This window comes from Lacinutrix chionoecetis, assembly GCF_053604665.1.
In genome coordinates this window covers 1-3181 of the sequence record NZ_JBSHNQ010000051.1, presented here as the reverse complement: position 1 = coordinate 3181, position 3181 = coordinate 1, and the positions used below count along the sequence as shown (strand labels likewise).

Genomic DNA, 3181 nt, shown 5'->3' with positions numbered 1-3181 from the left:
AACAGGAGCACCAACAGGACCTGGAACTGTAACAAACACACCAGGATTTATGGCTACAGGCTTGACAGGGCTTACTGCTTACGAAGTATATGTACTGGCAGATTGTGGCGGATTACAAAGTATATGGGCAGGACCATTTACTTTTAATACAGATGTGCAACTTAACTTTACTATAGATTGTACCGTTGGACCACAAACTGTTAACTACTGCTACGATAGTAACGACACTAATGTATTTACCTTTACAAGTTCAGATGGTTCACCATTAAACTTTATTATTAATTCAGGAAATGTAGAAAACAACTGGGATGAACTTGTGGTTCTAGATTCCGATGGCACAACAGATTTAAATGCAGCAACACCTTATGGTAATGCTGGTGATGTAGGTGGAATATCGTACCAATCTACAGGAGATACAATTTCATTTCAAATAACATCTGATGGTGTAATTAGCTGCCAAAGCAGTACAACTATCAATCCGTTAAACATAACTGTAGCTTGTGCTACTTGTATAAATCCAACTGCTACATTTGAAGTTGTAGATGATTGTGCAAATGGAAATCAGTTTTTAGTAGATGTTAATATTACCTCGTTAGGCGATGCAACTTCATTATCTATTGAAGATAATCAAGGTAACCCACCTGTGTCAGTTTCTACAACAGGAACAACACAATTTGGACCGTATCCTTTTAATGTAGACGTTAACTTTACAGTAAGTAACGAGCAGGATGTTAATTGTGTAATAAACAGTAATACATTTAATATTCCTACATGTCCTCCAGCCAATGATAATTGCTCTAACGCCATATCAGTTACTGCCAATGCAGATGGTAGTTGTACTAATTTTGTTAGTGGAACATTATTTGGAGCAACTGCTTCACCAGAACCTAATGCCTGTACAGGAACAGCAGACGATGATGTTTGGTTCTCTTTTACAGCAGTAAGTGCAGATCATGTTATAAACCTTAGTAATATTGTAGGTCCAACAACGTTCTTATCTCATGGCGTTTACGAAGGTCCAGACTGTAATAATTTAACAAATTTATCTTGTAGTACTGCAAATGAAAGTATTATAAATGGTCTTACTATAGGAAACACATATTACATTAGAATTTACACTTTTGGTGATATCCCATTTCAAGATGTTAATTTCGATTTATGTATTTACTCTATCCCACCTCCTATTACAACCAATTTATCACTATATACAGTTGATGAATTAGTTGAAGATGTGTTAGTAAATTCTCCTTGTTCAACAATATCAAATGTTACCTCTTCTACAGGAACAGATTTTGGTTCGGATAATGGTATAGCATATTTCGAAGCAAATGGTTCTGGATTTCCTTTTGAGAGTGGAATAATTATGACTACTGGTAATGCCGCAAATGCACCTGGTCCGGAAACTGGAGTACTTAGTGATGGTGGTGGAGCCGGATGGCCTGGAGATGCAGATTTAGAAGCTGTTATAAATGAAGGTCCAACAAATAATGCCTCAATTATAGAATTTGATTTCGTGCCTTTTATACAGGACATGTCATTCGAATTTATTTTTGCTGCAGAAGAGTATGGTACTTTCCAGTGTGGATTCTCTGATGCCTTCGCATTCTTATTAACAGACACAGTTACAGGAGTAACAACCAATCTTGCAGTAATACCTGGAACAACAACACCTGTTTCTGTCTTTACTATTAGAGATATGGCATTCAATGCTAGTTGTCCTTCTTCTAATCCTGCTTTATTCGATGCGTATTATGGAAATGGCGGATTGCCACCATTAACTAACCCGACAAACTTTATAGGTAGAACGGTGCCTTTATTTGCTACTTCTACAGTAGTTCCAAATAGAACTTACCATATTAAATTGGTTATCGCAGATGATGGTGATACCGCATACGATTCTGCAGTATTCTTAAAAGCTGGAAGTTTTGAAATTGGGGAAGTAGATTTAGGTGAAGATATTTTACTAAGTAGCGGAAACGCAAACTGTGAAGGAGATTCAGTTACTTTAGATATTGGAGTTCCAGTTGGACCTAACGCCACCATAACTTGGTACACCTTAGACAACGGAATTCAAGAGCCTATTCTTGACGCTAATGGTATGCCTGAAAATGGACCAACATTAGATGTTACTGAAACCAATAACTACATTGTAGAAATTGTTCTTAATTCCAACTCTTCTTGTTTTGTTATTGATGACATTTTAGTCGAATTTTTCCCTAATCCAGTTTTACCAGATTCACTTCCTGATATTTTAGGCTGTGATACAGATAATAACGGAGATGCCATATTTGATTTAACAGAAAATGACGCTCTAATTATAGGTACTCAAACTGATATTGTAATAACCTATTATTTAACAGAGCAAGATGCTATAGATCAAACAAATGCCATTACTAATCCAACGGCATATGAATCTACTGCTACAACTATATATTATAGTGCGACCTTTACAACTACAAGTTGTAGTAAAGTTGGATCGTTTAATTTAGCCTTAGCTCCTAAACCAATTTTAGCACAAGCTGATGATATTTTAGGATGTGATGATGATGAAGATGGTATTTCTAATTACGATTTAACATCTAATGAAACGGTTATCGCTAATGGCCAAACAGGACTGACATTCACTTATTATAATGCGTTAGCAGATGCTGAAACAAGTTCGAATGCTATTACAGATCCAACAGATTATGATGGTGGTGCTCAAACAATTTACGTTCGCGCAGAAACTGCAGAGGGTTGTTTTGAAACCACAACATTTGATTTAACTTTTGGTATTAGTCCAGAAACCACATTCGACAGTAGTATTCTTTACGAAGTATGTCCAAATGCAAGCGTACCAATTACAGTTACTGCAACGGGAGATAACTACACAGAGAGCGAGGTTACTATAACCTGGTTTAACGAAGGCGTTGTAGTACCAGGCCAGACAGACTTAACCATAGACAATGTTTTAACGGCAGGTATTTACACTATAGAAGTTATGTTTAACGACACAGGTTGTACCTCGAGTGAAGACATAGAAGTCTTTGAGTTAGACACTTGTATTATCCCACAAGGTATTTCACCAAATGGCGACGGTTTAAACGACACCTTCGATTTAAGCAGTTACGATGTACAAACTTTAACCATCTTTAATAGAAACGGCGTTAAAGTTTATGAGAAGGCTAATTACACCAACGAG

Annotated in this window: 1 protein-coding gene; it reads left to right on the top strand. The window is 36.7% G+C overall.

Annotation, left to right across the window (positions count from 1 at the left end; translation table 11 throughout):
* Nucleotides 1–3181, top strand: a 3181-nt coding sequence (locus ACVC43_RS00845) for a choice-of-anchor L domain-containing protein (protein WP_452222682.1), incomplete at both ends; no start/stop codon positions are given.